This window comes from Asticcacaulis tiandongensis (genome assembly GCF_006475605.1).
GTDB lineage: Bacteria > Pseudomonadota > Alphaproteobacteria > Caulobacterales > Caulobacteraceae > Asticcacaulis > Asticcacaulis tiandongensis.
This window is the reverse complement of the sequence record NZ_SSBC01000022.1, coordinates 1-21,855: the sequence shown is the minus strand read 5'-3', so window position 1 is coordinate 21,855 and position 21,855 is coordinate 1. Positions and strand designations below refer to the sequence as shown.

The following is a 21,855-nucleotide window of genomic DNA, read 5'->3' as shown; positions in this document are numbered from 1 at the left end:
GCGCGCAATTAAGAATGAGTTTCAAGAATTTTCGTCTTGCGACGCATTATTAGAAAACACATAAGGAGAACCGATGTCCGATAAGAAATCCTCGCCAGGCGCCCTCGCCACTGGCCATGGCTTCAGCCCCCGCAACCCGCTTCTGGGTGCCGCTCTGGCGGGTCTGACGGTCGCCGCTGCCTTTGGTGCCCCTGCCATGGCTGACGATATCGACTCGGACGCGACGGTGACGGTTGTTGGGCAGCGCATCGCCAGAGCCACCTCGCCCAAGGCCACCGCCCCCCTCAAGGATACGCCTCAGACTGTTTCGGTCATTCCTTCCGGCGTCTTTGATCAGCAAGGCGCACGCAACCTGACCGATGTGCTAAATAACACACCCGGCATTACGTTCAATGCTGGTGAAAACGGCTTTGCCACGGGCCTGTCGAACTTCAGCATGCGCGGTTTTGACACCTCCGGCAACATCTTCAGCGACGGCGTGCGCGATTCAGGCAGCTATAACCGCGATGCCTTCAACACCGAACAGGTCGAAGTCTTCAAAGGCCCCGCCGGTGATAATGGCCGTGGCGGCGCAGGCGGTTATGTCAATGTCGTCACCAAGACGCCGCGCCTCGACGACTTTGCGCGCGCCACGGTCAGCTACGGCTTTGACGATTATGACAGCGATGGACGCGTACGCGCCACGCTGGATGCCAACCACAAGATTGCTGATGCCACGGCTTTGCGCCTGAACCTGTTGCTGGAAGATGGCGGCGTACCGGGCCGTGCTCTGGCCTCGGTCAAGAGCTTTGGTTTCGCCCCCTCATTCACCACGGGTCTTGGCACAGACAAGCGCCTGACGCTGGCCGCGCAATATGTCCGTCAGGAAGATCTGCCCGACTGGGGCCTGCCCGGTGCATTCTTCAAGGGGACGGTCAATTATGATTCCGCTGTTGGCGGCAAAAGCCTGCGCGACGTTTCCTATGGCCTGTCGAATGATCATGACGATGTGACCTCTAATGTGCTGCTGGCACGTTATGAGCAGACCCTGTCGCCCAATCTGGAGCTTTCAACGCAATTGCGCTGGTCGAACACGGATCGTGACGCCGTCTTCACCATGCCGTCTAATTACGCCGCTGGCACGCAGCAGGTAACGACCCTGCGTCAGGCCTATGCGCGTGAAAACCAGACCGTGTCCTGGCTGACCAACCTGTCGAGCCGTTTCAATACGGGCGCACTGCGTCACCGCGCCAGCTTCGGCGTCGAACTGTCTGACGAGAAGGCCGTAGCCTATGCCTTCGCTACCCAGACAAACCCCGGTGGCGGCACGCAACCTGCGGCCAATCCGAATCCTAACCGTGCGGCGGCCTTTGCCAATGCGCCAACCGAGCGCAGCCGCGTGCTGGTGAGCACGCTGGCGGCCTATGCCTATGACACCGTGGAACTGTCTGAACATTGGCAACTGACGGGCGGCCTTCGTGTTGAGAAATACAAGGTCAAGATCGGCAGCCGTAATGCCGCTGGTCTTGGGGTCAGTGCCAATGGCGTGAATATCTCCGAAACCACCTATAGCGGTCGTCTCGGTCTGGTGTACAAGCCGGTTGAAAGCACCAGCTTCTATGCGTCTTACGGCGTTTCGGCCCAGCCACCGGCGTCATTCCTGTCGAACTCCGATATTTCACGTGGCGGAGACAATGGCTTCCCCGGCTACAACACCGGCATGAACAGCGAGGACGCCAAGACCCAGAAATCGGTCAATTATGAAATCGGTGCCAAGTGGGCATCGGCGCAGGATAATCTCAACCTGACCGCCGCCCTGTTCCGGACCGAACGTCAGAACGTCGCCATTTCGGGTCGCCCGACGGTGACCGCGCCTGTGGAACTGATGGGCTATGGTGAGCAGATCGTTCAGGGCCTGGAACTCGGCCTGACCGGCAAGATCACCCCGAAGTGGGATGTGTTTGCCGGCGTCCTGTGGCTTGAAAGCGAGCGCAGCCATTCAGCGGCGCTTGATCTTGGCCGTTGCCGTGCCAATCCGGCCGATTTCGGGGCCGCCAACGCAGCCGCCTGTGACGCCACGCATAAGACCAATGGCGACGAACTGGCCTTCACCCCTGAATGGTCAGGCAATGTCTGGACATCCTATAAGCTTACGGACCGGATCACTCTGGGCGGGGGCGCCCGTTATGTCGGTGACTCGGTCGTCGGGCGTCCGGATGATGCGGAACGTATCATTCCGAATGGCCGTAACGGTGAACTGCCCGGTTACTGGACGGCTAATCTGATGGCCGAATATGACGTGAACCGTAATGTTTCGGTGCGTCTGAATGTCGATAACGTCGCTGACAAGTTCTACGCACAGTCCCTGAACTGGTCTGTGCAGCGCGGTACACCCGGCGCGGCCCGTTCGGCGCTGCTGACCCTCGTCCTGCGTAAATAGGCTGTTTTCAGCTTGAACCTTAAGGGGCCGCACTGTTTTATGCAGTGCGGCCTTTTCTGACAGAAAGACACTCTCCATGCTGATTGCCATTCCTGATGTGCTTAGCCCCGAACAGGCCGCCGAAGGTCTGCGCCTTCTGAAATCTGACGAATGGACAGACGGGCGCATTACGGCGGGTCATCAGGGCGCACAGGTCAAACAGAACCGGCAATTGCCGCCCGACAGCGCTATTGCCCGTCAATTGGGTGAGATCATCCTCAAGGCGCTGGGGCAGAACCCGTTATTTATGTCCGCCGCCCTGCCGCTGCATGTGCTGCCGCCGACCTTCAACCGCTATGGCGATGGTGAGACTTTTGGGAATCATGTGGACGGGGCCATGCGCTTTTTGCCCAATGGTCAGCGTATGCGCACCGACCTGTCCTGCACGCTGTTTTTCAGCCCTCCTGAAGACTATGACGGCGGGGAACTGATCGTTGATGACACGTTCGGGCCACGCAGCATCAAGCTGCCGGCCGGTCATCTGATCCTCTATCCGTCCACCAGTGTGCATCAGGTAACACCGGTGACACGCGGCGAACGCATAAGCTCGTTTTTCTGGCTGCAAAGCATGATACGCGACAATACCCAGCGCGGTTTGCTGTATGATATGGATGTTGCCATTCAACGGCTTGGGGCCGAAAACGGGCCAAACCACCCTGAGGTCGTGCGCCTGACGGGGGTTTATCATAATCTACTGCGTCTGTGGGGCGAGGTGTGAGAGACCTGTTGAAACGGATCGTTTTCTGGCCTGCAAAGGCGCGCCTTCTGCGCTTCCGAGGCTCACGTACTTAAGTACGCTGCGCTTCGGTTCTCGAAAACACGTCTTTTCGGCTCAGACTCCAACCCGTTTGAAACAACTCTCTAAATTTTCGCACCACCCCTCTTGCGGGACGCAAAATCCTTCCCAAATCATAATCACGAAGGCGCCGATACCGGGCCTTTGCGGATCGCTTCATTGCCCGAAACGGGGATGAGACCCGCGGTTCAATGATGTCATAGCGACAGCTTACGCGCTGTCCGATCTCGCTTCTGAAGGAGACTATTTTATGCGTACTCAGATCGACTTTTCCCCACTGTACCGTAGCGCCGTTGGCTTTGACCGTCTGGCCAGTTTGCTGGACAATGCCAGCCGTTCCGATAGCGCGCCCGGATGGCCGCCCTATAATATCGAACGCCTTGCCACAACCGACGAAGCCGAAGGGGATTCCTATCGCATCGAACTGGCGGTGGCCGGTTTCCGCCCAGATCAGCTGGGAATCGAAGTGAAGGAAAATGTCCTGACCGTCACCGGTCGCAAAGACCCCGAAGATACCAACCGTACCTTCCTGCACCGTGGCCTTGCCGAACGCAGCTTTGAGCGCCGCTTCCAGCTGGCCGACCATATTCGTGTCACCGAGGCCGAGATGGCTAATGGCCTTCTGACCATTACCCTGACGCTTGAAGTGCCCGAAGCGCTAAAGCCGAAGCAAATCCCGATCAAGACCTCTGCGCCTGCTGCGCCGACCATTCTTGAGGCGGCGGAATAGGCTTAAGGACTGAGTTGTCTGCTGATATCCCCTTCGGTCGAGGGTTTCAGCCAGATCCGGCCTCTTCGACCGAAAGGCTGCGTTCGGGTTACTCTCTGACCTGAGCGCGGCCCCCCCCTTCTCCTCCCCTGATGTCACTGAGCCTTGCGATCGCAAGGCTCTTTTTTTACGCATGTGCCATGTCATGAATGGGTATTGTCAGGCTCTCCGCCTCGTCAAACAGGCGCGCATTAACCCATACCTGCGCGTCCGGCATTAAAGACCAGGTGACACAGCCGCACCCGCGACAGAAATGATGCGCGGCCTTGTCCTCAGCGCGATAGACGCCAACATCATCCGAAGGTTTTTGCAACCGGAACGCCTCAGGCGCATAGCAGACCCACAGCGTACCCTGCTTGCGGCACAGACTGCACCGGCACACGAAGCTGTCTTCTGGTTGATGCGTGACCGCAAAGCGCGTGGCCCCGCAATGACAACCGCCTCTGACGGGTTCCGTCCTGCTCATCTCAGCCCTCAATATATAAGAGCAACCAGAACTAACCGGAGATACGTCAGGTTTTGTCAGTAGCGTTCGCGCATTGTTCCCGCCACTGCTTCAGGAGGTGCAGCCGTCGCGTCGGCAGACGTTCGGCACTCACGGTCAGATCGCGGATACGGTCAGCGCGAAAATGGCGGAAATCCTTACGTAGTTCGCACCAGCCGACCAGCATGCGCGTCTGGTCGAAAAAACCCAGAACCGCGGGCCAGACGATGCGCTCGGTTACGGCTTCATTGACATCACCGTAGCACATGACCAGCTTACGCTCCGAGCGTAGCGCCTGACGGATCAGTTTCAGGTGCGCATCCTCGGCGGCCTTTACCTGCTTGTCTTCCCACGGTGGCGGCACCATCAGCCCCGTGGTTTGCAGATTTTCGCGCATGTCTTCGGGAAGCACGGCGCTGATCTTAGCCAGTGCATTATAGGCCGCGCCCGACAAGTCAGTGTCCGAACGACCGGCCACCCAGCGGATGCCCAGCGCAATGGCTTCGATCTCATCGTGCGACAGCATAAGCGGCGGCAGCATAAATCCGGGCCTGAGCAGGAACCCGACACCGGCCTCGGCTTCGATATCCGCCCCCTGCGCGCGTAAGGCATCAATGTCACGATAGAGCGTACGCAGTGAAATCGTCAGTTCCTGCGCCAGTGCCTCACCGGTCACCGGATAACGATGACGGCGCAATATCTGTAACAGATCCAGAAGGCGTGCGGCCCGCGACATTGATAATCCTGCTGATACGTCTATCCCCTATCTGAACGGATTTGCGATCACTGTTAAGACCAAAAGGGGAACATGGTAAGATTATTTTTTGTTCTGACCCTTCACCTTAGGGCCATATGCCCCTATATTGAGTGTGTCCGCTTCGGTGGACTATGGGGATAAACGCCCACGTAATAAGCGGACTGGACCCGGGTGCGATTCCCGGCGGCTCCACCATCTTCCCCCGCTAAGGGATACATATGGGGCCGATCAGCATCGACAGACGTGTAAAGGTGTCGCCTTCTCCCGGTTTGAGCCTCCGCGATCGGCTCAAAACTATAGTTGCGAACGATAACTTCGCTTCGGATCAAGCTCTTGCTGCGTAATGCGGCGGATCTAATCCACCTTAACTCCTAGGGCTTAAGCTCCCTAGGCGGGGCCCCGGAGCGGCGCCTTGCAACAGAAGCCGCTCCACTTTTCATTTTAGGATGCTTTACGCAGATCATTGAAGAAGGCTTCGACCTGTCGGGTCAGCTTATCTGACTGTGTGCCCATATTTTCAGCAGATGTGTCCACCTGTACCGACGCCGAGCGGGTCTCGGTTACCGCCTCATCAAGGGTGGCAATATGATGCGTCAATTGCGCCGAAGCGTCCGAGACATGCTGGATGCTGCCTGCGATCTCATTAGTCGCCGTGCTTTGCTCTTCCATGGCGGCGGCAATGGCGGTGGCCACCACCTCAACGTCTGAGACGGCTTCGGAGATGTCACGGATAGAGGTTACGGCCTTGCCGGTTGAGGCCTGAATATCCTGAATGTGGCTGGCGATTTCGGTGGTCGCCCGTGCCGTCTGATCGGCCAGCGCCTTCACCTCGGTGGCGACAACGGCAAATCCCTTACCGGCATCGCCCGCACGCGCCGCTTCTATGGTCGCATTCAGCGCCAGAAGATTGGTCTGAGAGGCAATGCCCTGAATAAGGCCCAGAATTTCACCGATCTTATTGACCGCCGTGGACAGCAAACCGACCTCGGCAGAAGACACCTCGGCCATTTGCACCACACGCCGGATCGATTGTGAAGCACCGGTCACCTGAGAGGTAATTTCATGAATCGATTGCGTCAGTTGCTCGGATGCCGCCGCAACTGAGGTCGCATCGACCTGTGAACGGGCCGCGACCTCGGCGACAATACGCGATGTATTCTGCGTGCTTTGCACCATCTCACTCAAGGTGTTTGAGGTGGATTGTAGCCCCGCCGCGCTCTGAGCGAAGAAGCCGGTTATGTCGTCAAATTCATGCCTGAAGGTCTCGATCGCCTTATCGGTGGTTTGGGCGCGGTTGATAATCACCGCCTCGGACGCCTGCTGATAGGTGGAAATAGCGATATCGAGATCAAGAAACACCGCCTTGTTGACCGCCGCTAATGCCTCACCCAGACCTTTGGGGCGGAACCGGTATTTCTGCGTCAGAATATAGACCACCTCATCCAGTACGAACTGATAGGCAGCAATATACCACTTCGGCTCAAGACCGATGCGGTAATGGGTCTGACCTATGCGGTGGGCATTTTCAAAATAGGTGGCGCTGAACCCATCGGTAAACAGGTTTTTCCAATGCTTTTTCTGAGCGTTCTTGAGCCGCCCCTCGCTATCGCCGATCATGGTCGACAGCTTCGCTTCGCCGTGAATATGCCGGTAAAAAGAGTCGAGAATCTGATCCAGAGACGGCTCGATTATGGGCCAGACGGTGCGCAGAACCGATATATCGCGCGCGCTAATGCGGGCAAAGGCCAGTCTATGGGCCGGATTAATATCCGTCGTATCTGAAAGGGACACGGCAACCTCGCGCTCAGAAATCGAAATAACCACAACTCACCCCAAGGTTGCATAATACAGGTTAATAAAACCATACAAGCGGCGGAGTATCGGAGAGACCGGTTAACAGGACATGGAAGTAATCCGCCTGCGGATTGATTATTTGTCCGCCGCGTTCATTATTTTGTGGATAGGTCGTTGTGAAGAACCGATATGAAACGTCCTTTTTTCGCATTTTACGGTTCCGTTTCGCCTCAGGCATGTTAAACCCGTAAACCCAGCCCAATCATTGATGTAAAAATTGCCGTATGTCTGAAGAACCCCTGCCCATTGACCACATGGACTATGCCTTCCTGACGCAGAACGCTCTCAGGAGCGTTATCCGGCAAGCCCTGCTCAGAGCGGCGGCGCCTCAGGGTTTGCCCGGTGAGCATCATTTCTACATTACCTTCCTGACGCGCGCCGAAGGCGTAAGCGTTCCACCGGATGTTCTGGCGCGTTATCCTGATGACATTACGATTGTCCTTCAGCATCAGTACCAGAATCTCAAGGTCACCGAAGATGCCGTCAGCGTTACCTTGAGCTTTGGCGGTGTCCCCAAGACACTGAATTTTCCTTTTGCCGCCATCACCCGTTTCTATGATCCCAGTGTGCAGTTCCTGCTGGAATTCGACGTCGAGGTATCTGATACCGACGATGAGGATGTCGTCGATGCCGAGGCCACCGAAGAAACTGACGACACACCGGATACGCCGCCAACGACACCGGACGATCAGGGGCCAAAGGTGGTCTCACTCGATCAGTTTCGCAAAAAGTAAGACTCTGGCTATACAGGCTCAGGTTCATCGCTATTTTGTCCGGGGGTTAAGACCAATTCATGTGGCGTAAGCTTCTTCTGTCCTTGACAAGCCTTACGCTTTTGGCGGCTCTGCCGGTGAGCGCCAATCTGCCTGAGCCGTCAGTGGACACGCCTGCCGCCGCACCGGCCCCTGTAACTCAGTCAGCAACTCAGCCTGTGGTTCAGGCCGAACCTGAGCCACAGGCTCCCGTTGCACCGCGCCCAACCCCAAGGCCACGTGCGGTTACTGCGCCGCTGCCCGCTCCCCCCGCTGCGGATACGCGTCCGGTAAGTGCCGCCGATATCGAAGCCTTTACCGACACGCTGATTCCGAACCTGATGCAGCGTGACCATGTGCCGGGCGTTACCGTCGCCGTGGTTCAGGGACAGACGCCGCTTCTGGTCAAGGGCTACGGCTATGACCGCCTCACGCCCCAGCGGCCGGTTGACCCGCAGACCAGCCTGTTCCGGCTTGGCTCTGTCACCAAAATATTTACGTGGGTTGTGGCGCGGCAGGAACTGGAGGCCGGACGCATCAGCCTCGACGCCCCCTTATCCAACACCGCCCCCGCAGGAATTTTCCGTGAGGACAACAGCTATAGCCCGTTACGTCTGCGCGATATTCTGTCCCATACCGAAGGCTATGAGGAAACCGCGCTGGGGCACCTGTTTCAGATACACCCGGGTGCGCTGGAAGCCACGGATTCCTATCTGCGCCGCCATGTCCCGCGACGCGTGCGTGAACGCGGTCAGTTTGCCAGCTATTCTAACTATGGCACGGCGCTGGTCGCCCGCACTCTGGCCGATACCGCCCGCACAGCGGATGTACCGACCCTGATGGAAACGCGGATATTTACGCCGCTTGGCCTTCGTCACACCACCTTGCGTGAACCCTATGACCCCAAACGTCTCAATCCGCGCCTGATTGACGGCGCCCTGCCCGCGCCTCTGTCAGCTGATCTGGCGCAAAAGACGGCGCAGGGTTTTGTCTGGGACGGGGCCGCCTGGCGGACGCAACCCTATGACCACGCCCTGCCTATGTCAGGCGCGCTTGGCGGCTCAAGTACCGCCGGAGATATGGCACGCTTCATGTCACTGATGCTGCGTGATGGCCAGTTGGAGGGGGTGCAGCTATATGATGCCACATCGGCCAAGGCGTTTCGCACCCCGCTTCTGAACATGCCCAACGGCTATAATGGCTGGGCGTCCGGCCTGATGATGCGGGAAACGCCGCAAGGGCTGGCGACCTATGGCCATAGCGGCGCGACCTTGTGGTTCCATGCCAATCTCATTCTGATACCCGAACTGGATATCGGTATTTTTATTGCCGCCAATGCCCCGAGCGCCGACAGCCTGACCCGCGCCTATCCGGAACTGCTGATCCGTCATATCGAAGGCATTCCGCCAACCGCCACTATACGCGCCGCACCGCATCAGGCCGATTATGGCCGACTGACCGGCACCTATGTCAGCACGCGCAGGGCCTATGGCGGGCTGGAAGGCGCAATCACCCGTCTGATCAATACGGTTGATATCAGTTCGGACGATCAGGGCCATTTGCTGGTGATTGGCCGCGATCATCTTTCGGCCTTTGTGCCCGCGACCGCGCCTGACTTCTTCGTGCCCTTGCAAAATAATCCTCTGTCTTCAGGCCTCGCCACCGAAAGCCTGCACTTTCTGCTGCCGGCGGCGGGTAAGGCGGACGCCTTTGAAACCGCCAGCAATATGGGCCGCTTTGAGCGTGTCGGCTGGGCGCACAAACCCCAGACCCTGACCGACATGACGCGTGTCATGCTCGGGATATGTGTACTGGTGCTGATGGGCTTTGCGCGCCATTACAATGGCCATGAGCGACCAACCCCGCATCAGAGCGTCGCCACATGGGGCTCCTATGCTCTGGCTGTATTGTGGATCAGCGCGATCTGGGTGTTTTATGACTGGAAAACTGCCATCGGCAATGATCCCGCGGCCCTGTTTATTGACTGGCCAAGTGGTCAGGTGAAGCTGGCTTCCGGTCTGGCGCTTGTGGCGGCGCTCGGCACGGTGGCGCAACTGTTCTATCTGCCGTTCATCTTCCGCGAGGCGCGCTTTCATTCTGACGGTTGGGCCGTGTGGCAAAAGGGGCTGCACTGCCTGCTGATTTTCAGCTGGTTAGGTTATGCCGGTCTTCTGGCCCTCTGGGGCGCACTGGAGCCGTGGAGCCGTTAATTCACCGCTTCAGGGCATAGACCTTAATCTGGATCTGTTCGCGCTCGCCTTCAAAGCGCTCGACCAGTAACCGCGCCACCTGTGAATCGTCATGGAAGACAAATCCCTTGATGGCATCCAGCAAAGCCTTGGCCAGATTGTCGAGATCCATCCACGGCGGATCGCCTATATGCTCCATGCGGATTTCCACCGCATAGTCACCCCACGCCGGTCTTGAACCCCGCCATTCCTTGCGGAAAAATTCATAGACCAGCGGTTTATAATAACGCCCCTGCGTCGTCAGACCGTCAATCACGATCTCAAGTCCCGTCTCGGTTTCCCGCGCCTTGACCTTACCCGAATTAATCCACGTCATGCTGTATGCGCAATCCATTCCACGGCGAAACGCCTGAAATCAAGGAAGGTCACTTCCTCCGGCTCCAGGCGGCTTATGCGGCACAGTTCGGGTAGATTAGTACGAAAGACGGTAAATTCTTCGGCCACAGCCCGACCGCCCGGCAACCGGTCAGACGAAAACTGACGCAGCCAGTTTACCACCTGCTCGATAAGCGAAGCCACATTGCCCTCATAGGCCCGAATGTCCTGTCCGGCAATATCCGAGAGAAATTGCTGATAGCGGTAAGGCTGCACATCCAGCACAAGGGTCGCCTTCTTCTTTTGCTCTGCGCCGCCGAACTTGTTCGCCCCCAGAAACAGGCCCAGCTCAAACGGCATATTGAAACGCGGCAAACCCGAGGTCACATCCGGTTCCGTTTTAGAGATGTCGTGGATACCATACTGACAGGCCTCTATGATTCGGCAGATTTTCTCATAGCGGTTTTCGCCGGCATCATCGGCTTCGCGCGCGCACCGCGGATCGAAACCGGTACGTAATACGGCAAACACAATGGCCCGAAAACGCTCGTCATAATCCGCAGAAAACGGACAATTTATGAAAACATCCGTCTTTTGCATCAGGAGGGCCTAGTCTGCGCGCCTCGGGGCCTTTTCCGCCAGTAGGGTCGCTACCGCTTCGCGGGCCTGGGCAAGGGTCACATTATCAACCCGTCCCGAAGGTCGCACGATCTTGATCCCTTCCCGGGTAACCCCAAGATAAGGACTGGGTTTCTTGCGAACCGCCTTCGATGCGGCAATGTGTTGTGTATCGGCCATGGTTTCAATATCAGGCTGAACCCTTAGAATTGCAAGTCACAATAAAAATCACGCCTTCTCGACAAAGCTGTCCATGACCTTCTTTTCGCCTGAGGTCTGGAAATTGACGATCAGCTTATTGCCTTCGGTGGACACCACTTCGCCATAGCCGAACTTGATGTGGAACACGCGTGTCCCCACGGTCAGTCCCTTGGCGGCTTGAGGTTTGGCGGCGGTGGCCCGGTGGGCGGTCGGTTTGCGCTCAAGGCGGCTCATATCGACACCGGACAATTCGCCGCCAAAGCCTGCGCTCTTTTTGGCGTGATTTGGTTGATAGCCTGCCCGATCCCAGCGCGATTCCTGCGACTGCCAGCCGGATTGTGCATAGCCGGTTGCCGACTGGGCATCGACATGCTCAATCGGCATTTCATCGACAAAGCGTGACGGTATCTGGTTGGTCCAGCGGCCAAAGACCTGACGATTGGCAACAAAACTGACGGTCGCCCGTTCGCGCGCGCGCGTCAGACCGACATAGGCGAGACGCCGCTCCTCCTCCAGACCGCGCACGCCAGTTTCATCAAGCGAGCGCTGAGACGGGAACACGCCCTCCTCCCAGCCGGGCAGAAAAACAACCGGAAACTCAAGCCCCTTGGCGGCATGCAGGGTCGATATGCGCACACTGTGCTCACCCCCTGCCCGCTCAAGCTCCATGACCAGAGACACATGCTCCAGATAGGCCTCAAGATTTTCAAAATCCTGCATCGCCGTCTGCATTTCCTTGAGGTTATCAAGGCGCGTCTGGCCCGACACCTTATCGGCACGGTGCATGTCAAAATAGCCGGTCTCGGTCAGGACACGCTCAAGCAGTTCGTCCTGCGTCACCTGAGGCGCATAGGTCTTCCAGCGATCATAATCACGAATAAAGGCCTGAAGCGGGGTTTTCGACCGCGTTGGCAATTCATCCGTTTCAATCAGATCCCGCACCGCCGCCATAACGCTCTGGCCACCCAGACGTGCCTGCATCAGCAGTTTCTGCACCGTGGCGTCGCCAATACCGCGCTTGGGGACATTGATAATGCGTTCAAACGCCAGATCATCGTCCGGCGACTGAATGAGCCTGAGATAGGCCAGCGCATCCCTGATTTCCGCCCGCTCAAAAAAGCGCGGCCCGCCAACCACCACATAGGGAATTTGCAGCATCAGGAAGCGTTCTTCAAACGCCCGCATCTGGAATGAGGCGCGCACCAGAACGGCAAAGTCCGAATAGTTGCGCCCCTGCTTTTTCAGGCGTTCGATGTCTTCGGCAATGTGCTGCGCCTCTGCCGCACCATCCCATAAGCCGCGCACCTGCACCTTTTCGCCGCCGGTATCTTCGGTCCATAGGGACTTGCCCAGACGCGCCGAATTGGCCTTGATCAGACCCGAAGCCGCCGACAAAATATGCTGCGTCGAGCGATAGTTGCGCTCAAGCCGGATGACCTTGGCCCCCGGATAGTCGCGTTCGAATTTCAGGATATTATCAACCTCAGCGCCACGCCAGCCATAGATCGACTGGTCATCGTCGCCGACGCAGCACAGGTTACGATCGGCATTGGTCAGAAGCCTGAGCCACAGATATTGCGCGACATTGGTGTCCTGATACTCATCGACCAGCACATATTTGAAGCGGCGGTGATAATCCGCGAGAAGGTCGTTATTTTCACTAAGAATTTTCAGCGTATGCAGCAACAGGTCGCCAAAATCACAGGCGTTAAGCACCCGCAGGCGCTCCTGATATTCGGCATAGATTTCCGGCCCCTTGTTGTAGGCAAATTGCGTTCCCTCATCCGCCGTCAGTTTCAGTACCTTATCCGGCGTCAGACCCTTGTTTTTCCATTGGTCGATAAAATGCGCCATGGTCTTGGGCGGAAAACGCTTAAGGTCGATACGCCGGGCGTCCATGATCTGTTTCAGGAGGCGCGTCTGATCATCATCGTCAATGATGTTGAAGCTGGATTTCAAACCGACCAGCTCGGCATGGCGGCGCAAAATCTGCGCGGCAATCGAGTGAAACGTGCCGAGATTGCGCAGGCCTTCAGCCGATGGCCCGATTAAACGGGTGGCCCGCTCACGCATTTCGCGCGCCGCCTTATTGGTGAAGGTAACGCATAGTATTTCCCAGGGCCGCGCCAGACCCTGCGCCAGAATATGGGCAATACGGGTGGTCAGGACGCGTGTCTTGCCCGTCCCCGCCCCCGCCAGCACCAGTAAGGGGCCTTGGGTGGCTTCAATGGCGGCGCGTTGTTCAGGATTGAGACCTGTCAGGTAATCCGGCGCAAGCGAGGCTTGCAGGCTTGCGGGGATAGAGGAAATGTCGTTCGGCATGTCTTAAGTTTAGCCGTTCCTCAAACCGGAACCAAACAGAAACATGCCGGTCGGCAGAAATAATTCAAAAATAATACAACTATTTATAATCTAAGCTTTTTTCTTACGTCCCGCTCCTTTGGACTGCACATAGGCCAAGGCCGAAAGGCGACAAAAAGAGGCCAGCAGGCTTTCACCACGCTGGGAATCAAGTTCTCCGATCAGCGCCGCAAGGCTCAGGCGCTGCTCCTTGGCCATGACTTCCAGCACGGCCCAGAATTCCGGCTCCAGAGCGACTGAGGTCGCATGTCCGGCCAAATTAACCGATCTCTTTTTCAGTCCCGGCATAGAGTCTCTCCATTTGAGCGGGCGAATAGTACAGGTATGAGCAATAGAGGTTCGGCCTCTAAAAATTCAATACGATTGCAACGACAATGGCATAACGCCGATATATCGAGAGGCATGGAAGGGATGCACAGTTATTGCAACCCCGTGAAAGCCTTTATTTTATTCTGAATTATTATCCTTTTTCCGGTCATCAAGACGGTGACCGTCGTGCTGCCTGTCGCGGGTTTCACGTTTTTGCAACTCGGTTTTTCGCAGTTTTGCCGACAGCCCAAACAGGGTACGGTTCTGCGCTGTAGACAGGCTTTTCTGCGCCTTGGCCTGCGCCTTTCGGGCCTTATTCAGATTGATAACCTCACCCACAGCCCTTAGCTCCGATGATGACCAGTTGTCTCTGATAACACATTATTTCCATACCATTGCGTGGAATCGTTCGCTTATAGCCTTTTAGAGCGTATCTATGGAAGTACTTTAAAGTGATCACATTATGGCAAGGCAAAACCCCTAATCGCGTCAATGTACCAGACATAAAAAACGTCCGGTTCTGAGAACCGGACGTTACAAAAGTACAAAGACCTGCCTGGGGAGGGAAAACCCAAGGCAGGCCAGGTACAGATCAGTATTTCAAACGTATCCCAACCAGAACGCGGCGGTCATTTTCATACCAGCCCGCAGGCAGGAAGATAGACGGGGTGTTAGGGTTATCCGCGCTTGGACCCTGCGCCTGCTGTCTATAGACCGTCTTGGTACCGAGCAGGTTAGACCCCTGAACGCTGAGTTCGATATTCGGTGTAACCGAATAGCGTACCGAGCCATCAAGGAAACCTTCGGCATCGTTCCATACCGGCAGGCCGATACAGCAGTCATTGACCGAGATCAGATATTCCGAACGCCAGTTATAGGCCAGACGTGCACCGAACTTGGCTTTTTCATACATCAGCACAAGATTGTACTGATGATCGGAAAGCCCTTCGAGGCGACCCGCATTAATGGAACCTGAACGTGCAGACCCCGTAACGGTTGACCCGTCAGCCGTATCAACTGACAGCGCCTGATTTTCAATGCCGCTGTTTTTGATATGGGTGTAGTTCGCCTGAACGCCGAAGCCATCCCAAGGGGCTGGTAGGAAGTCGAAATATTGCTGATAAGCGATTTCGAAGCCTGAAATCTTAGCGCCTTCGCTATTTACAGGCAGGGTCACCGACACATCGCGCGTCACGCCATTATTCGTTATCGGAAGGAGATAATTTCCGTTCTGAATATAGTCGTTAAACTTCTTGTGGAAGACGTTCATGGTCAGCGAACCGACGGCCGCGAAGTAATACTCAAGGCTGAGATCCACCTGATCCGCCGTTATGGCTCTCAACCGTGGATTACCCATTGAGGCTGAATAGCTATAACGATAGGCAAACGGATCGCCATCAGAATCAAGAATGAGGTTAGGGTTATCAAGCCTGATATCATTCTGATTCACGTTGCCCCTTGTAATCTGCATGTAGTTTCTCAGCAGACCTATATCAGGCTTGGACATGGCACGTGACGCAGCAAAACGCAGTACCCATTGATCCGTCAGATCAAACTTAACGTTAAAACTCGGCAGGGTATATCTGTGATCAACATTTGATGTCAGCGCTAAGAAGGAAGCGTTACTAAAGTCCTGATCGTCAAAGGAGTTTATAGCCAGACAGGCCGGTGAAATGGCCAATACCCCGTCTGGCAACGCAGCTATGACATCTGGTGACAATGGCTGGCAATTGAGTTGATCTGCGGTGAATACCGGCGCAAAGTTCATGCCCCCGTTGCTGGAAACGCGATTGCGAACCACTCGGACACCAATGTTACCCGAAACACCGACCCCATTGAAAATGGTCGCATCAGGCCCACCAAATTTGAGCATGAAATAGGCTGAATTCGTTTGCTCACGCACATCGAGAATTTCGCCGCCCGTGAAGCAGGAGTCTGATATTTCTCCGGGGCGCTCACAAATGGGGTTCCAGCTTGTTGATGCAACACCGCCTTCATCCGTTTGACCGCTTATAGCGAAACGACGCGCCAGTTCACCGGGATTCGAGATGACATCATGCGTGATAAACGGGAATGCGTTGACGTTAATGATGTCCCCACTGAGGATATCCCCGCCGATATTACGCAATTCGTAATAACCCGGTTCATAGCCCTGGAAACGAATGGAACCATCACCATTATAGGTCGGTCCTGAGTCTACGAAGTAGGCATCGCGGGCATTGGTGGACCATATGCCAGCGATATTTGACCAGTTATAATTTGACCAGCGATGCTGTTGCTCGCGATCGGCGATACGTACACCTGCGCGGACACTATTAAGCCAGACGCTATCCATGTCGTAATCGACATCGGCGCGATAAGCTTGCATTTCACCGTCAGAATCCGTCACGTGATCCATGACCCATTCCGGCGAATAGTTGCGCGGATCCGAGAACATGTCGCCGATAAGGTTATATCGGTTGGGTGCCTCAAGAGCGACTTTTGGATATTTGCCACGCAGATCAAGATTAACGTTAGCAAAGGTTTTAAGCCCCAGACTGACGTCGTATTTTTCTGCGGTCGCGCGAATTATCTGCGCATCAAAATTGAATTTCAGCTTGTCTGTCGCGTTCCAGGTCAGGTTAACCGCCAGGTCTTCAACGACGCGTGTTTCATCCGAGAAGCGCGATTGCGTGACAAAACCTACACCATATTCGCAGGGGCGATTTCCGTGCAAATTGGGCGCATTAATACAGGGCTGAATTAATGGTAAGTTTACACCATGTATGTCGTGATGCCCGTATTGATCCGTAGATCCGGCCACGATGCCCGGTGGTGGCCAACCTTCTTCAGGCGTACCCATACCCCAGCCGTTACCCGTCGTAATAACACCTGTCTGGAACAGGCCGTCACTACGGAAGGTAAAGGGTGTGCCCGGAATATAGTCCTGGAAATTGTCTGCTACGATATCCGCTGGCGTAATAATGATTGGATCAGTCCACACTGAAGATTGTGTGTAGACGGCTGAATCGACCCAGCTAAAGGCACTTGAGACGGAGTCTTCAAACCACTTATTACGGTAGCTCGAATAATTATACTGAACGGTCGCCAAAATCGTACGGTCTGCATTCGCCCACTGACCAGCCAGCGACGCGCCCTTACGAGTACGCGTATACATATTGTCATTAATTGAGAACCCAGACGGAATAAATGTCTTTTGTTCTGCCTGAACGCCAGCCGCAAATGGCATTATACGCGGCAGCGTCGTTCCCTGAGAGTTGGTTGTAATTTCCGAATGCGTGACGTTTGCCAGAAAGCCAAATTCACCAAGCTCAGTGTCCCAACGATCCGCATAGAGCGCCGAAACCGTTGGCGTCGTCTTCTTTGCCAGATCCCCATAATTGGCTTCGGCCGAGGCCGCCAGCAAACGCCCGCGCTGATCGAATGGCAGGCGGGTACGCAGATTGACCGTACCGGCAATACCCCCTTCTATCATATCGGCCGTAACGTTTTTATAAACGTCTACCCCGCCCATCAGTTCAGGCGACACATCAGACCAGCTCAGGCCATAGCTTGAGTTGGCCGAGAAAGAATCGCGACCGTTGAATTCCGAACGCACCTGCAACAGGCCGCGGATAACCACGCCCGATGGCTCTGCCGAGAAGCGCATAACGTCATTTTTAGCCGCAAAACGCGTTACCGAAACACCGGCCACACGTTGCAAGGCTTCGGCCACAGACTTATCCGGGAATGCCCCGATATCAGTTGCCGAAATTGAATCAACCACCGTGTCGGCATCGCGCTTTGTAGCCTGCGCATTTCTAAGCGCCTTACGCACGCCCACGACGACAACCTCGGTTGTCTCACCGGCACCCTCAGTCGTCGGCGCTTCCTGAGCCGCCACCCCAGTGACCATTGCCAAGGACACACATACCGCCAAAGCCGTGTGTGAGACTCCACCCCTTAAACCTACCTTCATAGTACATCCTTCCCTGTTCATCCCTAGGTCCCTTTTTTCAGCCTCACCCGCACAACGCGTCAGGCAAACCCACAGACCTTTATAAATTCAGACCAGAGCGCCCCGGAACCTTCAGCGTCAACCGTCGGGATGGATATGTTTATCCTTAGGCCCAATCAGCAACGATAACGGACATAAATGCCGAATCCGGACACGATCCTCTGCATATGACCATACGAATTGCATGACAAAAAGCAACATATTAAATAAATTTGATTAAATTAATTAGGAGTGTGGCAAAAAAATCGCCACCTTCATTTTTCCACCTTCATTTTTATAGAGAAAAAACAAGCGAAACGACATCAGGAACGGCCTATCTGGCCTTTTCAATCACGCCCTTTAAAGCCGTCGCCTCCAGCCCCTCAATGTCAATCTGTTTAAGGCGAGATACGTCACCGGCCACGAGATTGAAACGCGATCTGGGCAGGTTAAGAACCTTAGACAAAAAGACAATCAGGGCTGCATTTGCCTGCCCTTCAATCGGAGCGGCACGCACGCGCACTTTCAGGAATTCACGCCCCTGTTCATCCACACCCCATCCGTCAATACGGTCTTGCGCCGCCCTGGGCGTTAACCGCACAACCAGCCTAGCCAATGAGCTGGCTCAAGGCCCGATGCCCAATCGGGAACAGATGAATTACCATTGCCTGAATCACGATGATGGCGGCGATCGGGCTAAGGTCGATGCCCCCCAGATTAGGGATGATACGGCGGAAAGGCTCAAGCAGCGGATAGGTAATGGCGTCAAGCGTCCGCATAACCTGATAAACAAACTGATTACGGGTATTGATGACATTGAACGCGACAAGCCAGCTAAGAACAGCGCTGATGATGATCGCCCAGACGAGAAGATTAAAAATCGCCGTCAGAATATAAAAGATAAACCCGCTCATACTTGCTTTTGACCCGCTGTGTTCTAAATGTTCTGCCCAACGCCATATGGCGAAAACGGGCAGATCGGTGAATATCACGGCCCGCAGCGGAATAACAGACGAAACCTGCCTTGACAGGCCGTTAAGCTGCCCTAAATATTCGCCTTGGTGAAGCGGGGCTATAGCTCAGTTGGTAGAGCGCGTCGTTCGCAATGACGAGGTCAGCGGTTCGATTCCGCTTAGCTCCACCACCCATTTTCCCGCTACTTTTCAACGGGTTGTGTAATTTTCAGGCAGTCGATAAACCGCCGAAATCGCGACGCTTTTTCTAACACTTGCGCGCCGATGCGCGCAGAGACAGTGCCTGAGCCGAAATTCAGCCCGCATAATAGCGCCCTCGTCTCTCCGCCCAGTTCGGTTGACCTCTTCGTTACGAAGCCCCAGTGTCCTGCATCATTTGCTTAAGCTGGCCCGTAACGCGATGAGCGACTGCCAGATGATGTTGTATCTCCGCCAGAAGGGCTTTTCGCTCATTTAGCGATAAGCGTTGATTCTGTCCCGCTATGGCCAGCTCTGTCGCATCTTCCAGACAGGCCGTCAGCCTGGCAAACCACTCACCGATGTCATCGTCTTCCATCATCTCGACTGTGTGTCCTCAACCTGTCAGCGGCGGACAGGTCCGCTTCCTTTGACCGGGAAGTCCAGTTCTTTCTGAAGGAGGTATTTTTGAGATTATTGAAGAACCGGTAGGATCGAGATCGAGGCTTGATCCTTCTTTTTGGATCAGTTTTGAGCGCGTCTATGGCCAATAAAAGATCAGCTCTTGATCCACTGTTGGGATTGTTGCGCCCAACTAAGGGGGATGGCGTCCTTGCTGAGCAGCTTCCGACTATTAAGTTCTTGGGGCTGCTTCCCTTCGAGAATCGACTGAACCATCTCCGGTGACAAAAACGCCAGATGCATCACATCGGCAACATATTCGCGGCCCAGACCTTCGCGCTCAGCTATGTCTTTGATGGTGCGCACCTCCCCCGTTAGCCATTGCCGGAACCAGACATGGCCGCGCGCCACATTACGGATCAGCGTATCATCCTTATTTAGGGTTGGGGACGTTGCCGCATTCAGTACAAGGCGTAATTCATTATGCCGGCGCTGGAGTGTGGCGGGTACGGCGTGTATAGATAATACCGATAGCTCAAGTTTCGTAGCAGCTTGCATCCCAGTGGCTTGTAAGAGAGATGTTAAATCAAGCGTGATGTTCAGGGCGGACTCTTCGATTTCCACGCGATGGACTAGGGACAGAATTTCGGCGCTTGAGAATTGGCCCACAACCTCCGGCATGCGCATGTTCAGCCGTAGATGCTGATGTGGGGTCAGGTGGCGACCATCGTCCGGACATTGGACACAGCCGGATTTCAGTATCGATTTGTTCGCACTTATAATCATGCCTTCAAGCATGCGGGCGGATAATCGCCAGCCCTGTGAGGCCTCCGTTGCGCCTTTAGTCAGGCTTTTGGAGACATAGTACTGATAGCGTCGGCCCTTCCTCTGGGTATGGCTTGGGACCATCGGCTCGCCCTGCGGGTCAAACAGCTTACCGATCAGTGGCGTAGCCTCAGTAAGTCGCGGTTTCGTGTGCCGACCCTGTTTATTAGCTGTGAGCTGTGCTTGGACCTGATCCCAGAGCGCCTGATCGATCAACGGCTCATGCAGGCCCTGATGCTGTATACCCTTATGGACAATCTTGCCGATATAGATGGAATTACGCAGCAAAGCGTAGAGCATGCCCGCTGACCAAGGATACGGATTGTTTTGCCGTTTGAGGCCGTGCGTTTCCAGATGTGCTTTCAATAGACGCACATTGCCCAGTTCCAGATATAGGCGGAAGATCAGACGTACCAATTCTCCATCCTCGGGCTGGATCAGAAGCTTGCGGGTCTTAACCGCGTATCCCAAGGGCACCGTACCGCCCATGAACATGCCCTTGGCCTTTGATGCCCTGATCTTATCGCGGATACGCTCGCCGGTCACCTCACGCTCGAACTGGGCAAAGGACAGAAGCACGTTCAGAGTTAGCCTGCCCATGGACGATGTCGTGTTAAACTGCTGGGTCACCGAGACAAACGACACCCCCTGTCGGTCAAACAACTCAACCATGCGTGCGAAGTCAGCCAGTGAGCGTGTCAGGCGGTCAACCTTATACACGACGATGATATCGACCTTCTGCGCCTCCACATCCTTGAGCAGACTTTGCAAGGCCGGGCGGTTCATGGTCCCGCCTGATATCCCGCCATCATCATAGGTCGTACAAACGGGTATCCAACCTTCGTGCTTCTGGCTGCGAATAAAGGCTTCACAGGCTTCGCGTTGCGCATGCAGCGAATTGAAATCCTGCTCCAACCCCTCTTCCGACGACTTGCGGGTATAGATGGCGCAGCGCAGCCGTTGGACCTTGGTCATGCCTCAGCTTCCCCAGATGAAGAATCGGGGGAAACTGAGGGAGCAGTCGCTGCCATAAGGCCGAAGAACCGTGGTCCGGACCAGCGAACGCCGGTAATCGCTCGGGCAACGTCACTCAGTGATCTGTAGGTCTGACCATTTAATTGCACGCCATCGACAAGGACCTGCACCTCATAGATACGGCCATGCCATTCCCTGACCAGTCGGGTACCCGGCTTAACCGTCAATGCTGGTGGTGGTGCCCTAAGGGTGGCTTCACCCTCTCCTGCCGCGACCGCTTCAAGCATGCGCCGTTGAGCGGGCTTAAGGCCACCCAACGCCTGTTCCTGCAGGCGATAGGCAATGGCCCGCCTGAGCAGACCATTACGTATATTGTGGGGTGGCGTGACGCCCTCATAGTGGGTCGCCCAGAGCGCAAGAAGCTCCGACCGGTCATCCAGGTCTTCTAATCGCGCGAGCTCACTTTGTAGGTGCGGCTTAGGCTCAGGACCCATTGATTTTGTTGTAGTGATCTGATTCATGCTCCTGAGGAGTGTGGATTATGAGTGACCTTTATTGGCTGACGGACGAGCAGATGGCCCGGCTTCAGCCTTATTTTCCCAA

The 21,855-nt window shown here is 55.4% G+C and carries 20 protein-coding genes, 1 tRNA gene and 1 other RNA gene; 7 read left to right on the top strand and 15 right to left on the bottom strand.

Annotated elements, in window-relative coordinates; translation table 11 throughout:
• Window positions 1-73: 73 nt before the first annotated feature.
• The 3 genes from E5201_RS14140 (at window position 74) to E5201_RS14130 (ending at window position 3,984) form a co-directional block, all read left to right on the top strand.
• A complete protein-coding gene (locus E5201_RS14140) occupies window positions 74-2,419 on the top strand; it encodes a TonB-dependent receptor (RefSeq protein ID WP_140987102.1) in 2,346 nt (781 codons plus the stop codon).
• Between the two features lie 76 nt (window positions 2,420-2,495).
• Window positions 2,496-3,176 (top strand): Fe2+-dependent dioxygenase, encoded by a 681-nt coding sequence (locus tag E5201_RS14135; RefSeq protein ID WP_140987101.1) that lies wholly within the window; start codon window positions 2,496-2,498, stop codon window positions 3,174-3,176.
• A gap of 328 nt (window positions 3,177-3,504) precedes the next feature.
• On the top strand, window positions 3,505-3,984 hold the full coding sequence (locus E5201_RS14130) for an Hsp20 family protein (protein WP_140987100.1): 480 nt from the start codon (window positions 3,505-3,507) through the stop codon (window positions 3,982-3,984).
• A 166-nt stretch (window positions 3,985-4,150) separates the two neighbouring features.
• On the opposite strand, the gene E5201_RS14125 is transcribed toward E5201_RS14130, so the two are convergent.
• Together E5201_RS14125 and E5201_RS14120 are read right to left on the bottom strand one after the other, a co-directional pair.
• On the bottom strand, window positions 4,151-4,489 hold the full coding sequence (locus tag E5201_RS14125) for a GFA family protein (protein ID WP_140987099.1): 339 nt from the start codon (window positions 4,487-4,489) through the stop codon (window positions 4,151-4,153).
• Between the two features lie 46 nt (window positions 4,490-4,535).
• Window positions 4,536-5,243 (bottom strand): helix-turn-helix transcriptional regulator, encoded by a 708-nt coding sequence (locus tag E5201_RS14120; RefSeq protein ID WP_140987098.1) that lies wholly within the window; start codon window positions 5,241-5,243, stop codon window positions 4,536-4,538.
• A gap of 96 nt (window positions 5,244-5,339) precedes the next feature.
• Between E5201_RS14120 and ssrA the strand changes: the two genes are divergently transcribed.
• Window positions 5,340-5,698: a transfer-messenger RNA gene (gene ssrA, locus E5201_RS14115) on the top strand.
• Between the two features lie 7 nt (window positions 5,699-5,705).
• Here ssrA and E5201_RS14110 read toward each other — a convergent pair.
• Window positions 5,706-7,055 (bottom strand): globin-coupled sensor protein, encoded by a 1,350-nt coding sequence (locus E5201_RS14110; RefSeq protein ID WP_219993653.1) that lies wholly within the window; start codon window positions 7,053-7,055, stop codon window positions 5,706-5,708.
• A 287-nt stretch (window positions 7,056-7,342) separates the two neighbouring features.
• On the opposite strand from E5201_RS14110, the gene E5201_RS14105 reads away from it, so the two are divergent.
• Together E5201_RS14105 and E5201_RS14100 are read left to right on the top strand one after the other, a co-directional pair.
• Window positions 7,343-7,852 carry an SspB family protein gene (locus E5201_RS14105; protein ID WP_140987096.1) on the top strand — a complete coding sequence of 170 codons (510 nt, stop codon included), beginning with the start codon at window positions 7,343-7,345 and terminating at the stop codon, window positions 7,850-7,852.
• A 59-nt stretch (window positions 7,853-7,911) separates the two neighbouring features.
• Entirely contained in the window at window positions 7,912-10,080 is a 2,169-nt protein-coding gene (locus E5201_RS14100; RefSeq protein ID WP_140987095.1) for a serine hydrolase domain-containing protein, read from the top strand.
• 1 nt (window position 10,081) lies between these two features.
• Here E5201_RS14100 and E5201_RS14095 read toward each other — a convergent pair whose 3' ends face one another.
• The 9 genes from E5201_RS14095 to E5201_RS14055 all read right to left on the bottom strand — a co-directional run bounded on the left by E5201_RS14095 (window position 10,082) and on the right by E5201_RS14055 (window position 18,813).
• A complete protein-coding gene (locus E5201_RS14095) occupies window positions 10,082-10,435 on the bottom strand; it encodes a RusA family crossover junction endodeoxyribonuclease (RefSeq protein ID WP_140987094.1) in 354 nt (117 codons plus the stop codon).
• The gene (locus E5201_RS14090; RefSeq protein WP_140987093.1) at window positions 10,432-11,034 is read right to left on the bottom strand and encodes a hypothetical protein; all 603 of its coding nucleotides are present in this window, start codon (window positions 11,032-11,034) and stop codon (window positions 10,432-10,434) included. The genes E5201_RS14095 and E5201_RS14090 overlap by 4 nt, the downstream gene beginning before the upstream one ends.
• Before the next feature lie 9 nt (window positions 11,035-11,043).
• Window positions 11,044-11,232 carry a hypothetical protein gene (locus E5201_RS14085; protein ID WP_140987092.1) on the bottom strand — a complete coding sequence of 63 codons (189 nt, stop codon included), beginning with the start codon at window positions 11,230-11,232 and terminating at the stop codon, window positions 11,044-11,046.
• A gap of 48 nt (window positions 11,233-11,280) precedes the next feature.
• Window positions 11,281-13,575, bottom strand: coding sequence for an ATP-dependent helicase (locus E5201_RS14080; RefSeq protein ID WP_140987091.1), 2,295 nt, complete (start codon window positions 13,573-13,575; stop codon window positions 11,281-11,283).
• 90 nt (window positions 13,576-13,665) lie between these two features.
• Window positions 13,666-13,902 (bottom strand): ribbon-helix-helix domain-containing protein, encoded by a 237-nt coding sequence (locus tag E5201_RS14075; protein ID WP_140987090.1) that lies wholly within the window; start codon window positions 13,900-13,902, stop codon window positions 13,666-13,668.
• A 159-nt stretch (window positions 13,903-14,061) separates the two neighbouring features.
• Window positions 14,062-14,262, bottom strand: a complete 201-nt coding sequence (locus tag E5201_RS14070; RefSeq protein ID WP_140987089.1) for a DUF4169 family protein — start codon at window positions 14,260-14,262, stop codon at window positions 14,062-14,064.
• A gap of 253 nt (window positions 14,263-14,515) precedes the next feature.
• Window positions 14,516-17,818 carry a TonB-dependent receptor gene (locus tag E5201_RS14065; protein WP_246050813.1) on the bottom strand — a complete coding sequence of 1,101 codons (3,303 nt, stop codon included), beginning with the start codon at window positions 17,816-17,818 and terminating at the stop codon, window positions 14,516-14,518.
• Between the two features lie 415 nt (window positions 17,819-18,233).
• Window positions 18,234-18,506: a DUF167 family protein gene (locus E5201_RS14060; RefSeq protein WP_425456586.1), complete on the bottom strand. Its 273-nt coding sequence runs from the start codon at window positions 18,504-18,506 to the stop codon at window positions 18,234-18,236.
• A 1-nt stretch (window position 18,507) separates the two neighbouring features.
• Window positions 18,508-18,813 carry a YggT family protein gene (locus E5201_RS14055; RefSeq protein ID WP_140987086.1) on the bottom strand — a complete coding sequence of 102 codons (306 nt, stop codon included), beginning with the start codon at window positions 18,811-18,813 and terminating at the stop codon, window positions 18,508-18,510.
• 154 nt (window positions 18,814-18,967) lie between these two features.
• Between E5201_RS14055 and E5201_RS14050 the strand changes: the two genes are divergently transcribed.
• A tRNA-Ala gene (locus E5201_RS14050) sits at window positions 18,968-19,043 on the top strand.
• A gap of 179 nt (window positions 19,044-19,222) precedes the next feature.
• Here the strand turns inward: E5201_RS14050 and E5201_RS14045 are convergent.
• From E5201_RS14045 to E5201_RS14035, 3 genes are all read right to left on the bottom strand, one after another.
• Window positions 19,223-19,432, bottom strand: coding sequence for a hypothetical protein (locus E5201_RS14045; RefSeq protein WP_140987085.1), 210 nt, complete (start codon window positions 19,430-19,432; stop codon window positions 19,223-19,225).
• Window positions 19,433-19,608: 176 nt separating this feature from the next.
• Window positions 19,609-21,252 (bottom strand): recombinase family protein, encoded by a 1,644-nt coding sequence (locus tag E5201_RS14040; protein WP_140987084.1) that lies wholly within the window; start codon window positions 21,250-21,252, stop codon window positions 19,609-19,611.
• Window positions 21,249-21,773: a DUF2924 domain-containing protein gene (locus E5201_RS14035; protein ID WP_219993652.1), complete on the bottom strand. Its 525-nt coding sequence runs from the start codon at window positions 21,771-21,773 to the stop codon at window positions 21,249-21,251. The genes E5201_RS14040 and E5201_RS14035 overlap by 4 nt, the downstream gene beginning before the upstream one ends.
• Window positions 21,774-21,855 lie beyond the last annotated feature (82 nt).

Excerpts from the sequence above, each read along its gene's own strand:
- E5201_RS14140 (WP_140987102.1), top strand. The coding sequence starts at position 74 with ATGTCCGATAAGAAATCCTCGCCAGGCGCCCTCGCCACTGGCCATGGC.
- E5201_RS14135 (WP_140987101.1), top strand. The coding sequence starts at position 2,496 with ATGCTGATTGCCATTCCTGATGTGCTTAGCCCCGAACAGGCCGCCGAA.
- E5201_RS14130 (WP_140987100.1), top strand. The coding sequence starts at position 3,505 with ATGCGTACTCAGATCGACTTTTCCCCACTGTACCGTAGCGCCGTTGGC.
- E5201_RS14125 (WP_140987099.1), bottom strand. The coding sequence starts at position 4,489 with ATGAGCAGGACGGAACCCGTCAGAGGCGGTTGTCATTGCGGGGCCACG.
- E5201_RS14120 (WP_140987098.1), bottom strand. The coding sequence starts at position 5,243 with ATGTCGCGGGCCGCACGCCTTCTGGATCTGTTACAGATATTGCGCCGT.
- E5201_RS14105 (WP_140987096.1), top strand. The coding sequence starts at position 7,343 with ATGTCTGAAGAACCCCTGCCCATTGACCACATGGACTATGCCTTCCTG.
- E5201_RS14100 (WP_140987095.1), top strand. The coding sequence starts at position 7,912 with ATGTGGCGTAAGCTTCTTCTGTCCTTGACAAGCCTTACGCTTTTGGCG.
- E5201_RS14095 (WP_140987094.1), bottom strand. The coding sequence starts at position 10,435 with ATGACGTGGATTAATTCGGGTAAGGTCAAGGCGCGGGAAACCGAGACG.
- E5201_RS14090 (WP_140987093.1), bottom strand. The coding sequence starts at position 11,034 with ATGCAAAAGACGGATGTTTTCATAAATTGTCCGTTTTCTGCGGATTAT.
- E5201_RS14085 (WP_140987092.1), bottom strand. The coding sequence starts at position 11,232 with ATGGCCGATACACAACACATTGCCGCATCGAAGGCGGTTCGCAAGAAA.
- E5201_RS14080 (WP_140987091.1), bottom strand. The coding sequence starts at position 13,575 with ATGCCGAACGACATTTCCTCTATCCCCGCAAGCCTGCAAGCCTCGCTT.
- E5201_RS14075 (WP_140987090.1), bottom strand. The coding sequence starts at position 13,902 with ATGCCGGGACTGAAAAAGAGATCGGTTAATTTGGCCGGACATGCGACC.
- E5201_RS14065 (WP_246050813.1), bottom strand. The coding sequence starts at position 17,818 with ATGGTCACTGGGGTGGCGGCTCAGGAAGCGCCGACGACTGAGGGTGCC.
- E5201_RS14055 (WP_140987086.1), bottom strand. The coding sequence starts at position 18,813 with ATGAGCGGGTTTATCTTTTATATTCTGACGGCGATTTTTAATCTTCTC.
- E5201_RS14045 (WP_140987085.1), bottom strand. The coding sequence starts at position 19,432 with ATGATGGAAGACGATGACATCGGTGAGTGGTTTGCCAGGCTGACGGCC.
- E5201_RS14040 (WP_140987084.1), bottom strand. The coding sequence starts at position 21,252 with ATGACCAAGGTCCAACGGCTGCGCTGCGCCATCTATACCCGCAAGTCG.
- E5201_RS14035 (WP_219993652.1), bottom strand. The coding sequence starts at position 21,773 with ATGAATCAGATCACTACAACAAAATCAATGGGTCCTGAGCCTAAGCCG.